Raw genomic sequence first — 1,383 nt, 5'->3', positions numbered from 1 at the left:
CGCTGCCACGCCACCTGGCCGCGGGCGGCGTGCAGAGCACGTCGTCGACTGCGAGACCGGACGCTTCCCGGCTCGGCCTGGCTGGGCAGCTGGCCCAGCACCTGGGGGCCGAGCACGTCCCGCTCGGCGAGGTGACCGCCGACGGCCTCACCTCCGTCGTGCAGGCCGCGACCGCGCCGCGCGAGGGGGTGGCCTGATGCCGCAGGGCAAGCCGCTCGTCGTCCCCGACGACGGGCTCACCACCCGCCAACGTCGCAACCGCCCGCTGCTGATGGTCCACACCGGCGACGGCAAGGGGAAGTCCACCGCCGCCTTCGGCCTGGCCATGCGGGCCTGGAACCAGGGCTGGGACATCGGCGTCTTCCAGTTCGTGAAGTCGGCCAAGTGGCGCATCGGCGAGCAGACCGTGCTCGAGCGCCTGGCCCGCCTGCACGAGGAGACCGGCGAGGGCGGCCCGATCGAGTGGCACAAGATGGGCTCGGGCTGGTCGTGGAGCCGCAAGGAGGGCACCGAGGCCGACCACGCCGCCGACGCCGCCGAGGGCTGGGCCGAGGTGAAGCGCCGCATCCAGGCCGAGCGCCACCGGCTGTACGTCCTGGACGAGTTCACCTACCCCATGCAGTGGGGCTGGGTCGACGTCGACGACGTCGTGGAGACCCTCGCGAACCGGCCCGGCACCCAGCACGTCGTGGTCACCGGACGCCGCGCCGACCCGCGCCTGCTCGAGGTGGCCGACCTGGTCACCGAGATGCAGCACGTCAAGCACCCCATGGACGTGGGCCAAAAGGGCCAGCGAGGCATCGAGTGGTGAGCCTGCCGCGCGTCCTCGTGGCCGCACCCGCGTCCGGGCACGGCAAGACGACCGTGGCCACCGGGCTCATGGCCGCGCTCGCCGCTCGGGGCCACGCGGTCTCCGGCCACAAGGTCGGCCCGGACTACATCGACCCGGGCTACCACGCGCTGGCGACCGGACGGCCGGGCCGCAACCTCGACCCGCACCTGACCGACCCGTCGCTCATGGTCCCGCTGCTGCTGCACGGGGCCCGGGGCGCGGACGTCGCCGTCGTCGAGGGCGTCATGGGCCTGTTCGACGGCCAGATCGGCGGCGACGGCTTCGCGTCCAGCGCGCACGTCGCGACGCTGACCCGGACGCCGGTCGTGCTCGTCGTCGACGTCTCGCACGCCTCGCGCAGCGTCGGTGCCGTGGTGCACGGCATGGCGACGTTCGAGCCCGGCGTCACCGTGGCCGGCGTCATCCTCAACAAGGCCGGCTCGCCCCGGCACGCCGCCGAGGCCCGGGCGGCGGTGGAGCGCACCGGCATCCCGGTGCTCGGCGTGCTGCAGCGCGACCACGGCGTCAGCGCCCCTTCGCGCCACCTGGGG

3 protein-coding genes are annotated in these 1,383 nt (G+C 74.4%); all 3 read left to right on the top strand.

Annotated elements, in window-relative coordinates; translation table 11 throughout:
• Window positions 1–197: hypothetical protein (locus AC2W7G_RS16365; RefSeq protein WP_485869372.1), on the top strand; the 197-nt coding region annotated here is incomplete at its 5' end.
• Window positions 197–811, top strand: coding sequence for a cob(I)yrinic acid a,c-diamide adenosyltransferase (cobO, locus tag AC2W7G_RS16360; RefSeq protein WP_485869371.1), 615 nt, complete (start codon window positions 197–199; stop codon window positions 809–811). The genes AC2W7G_RS16365 and cobO, both read left to right, overlap by 1 nt.
• Window positions 805–1,383, top strand: a 579-nt coding sequence (locus AC2W7G_RS16355) for a cobyrinic acid a,c-diamide synthase CobB (RefSeq protein ID WP_485869370.1), incomplete at its 3' end; no start/stop codon positions are given. The genes cobO and AC2W7G_RS16355, both read left to right, overlap by 7 nt.

This window comes from Aeromicrobium sp. PFPM2_SD2, from assembly GCF_057364525.1.
The sequence above is the reverse complement of the archived record's forward strand: the minus strand, read 5'-3'. Positions and strand labels throughout refer to the sequence as shown.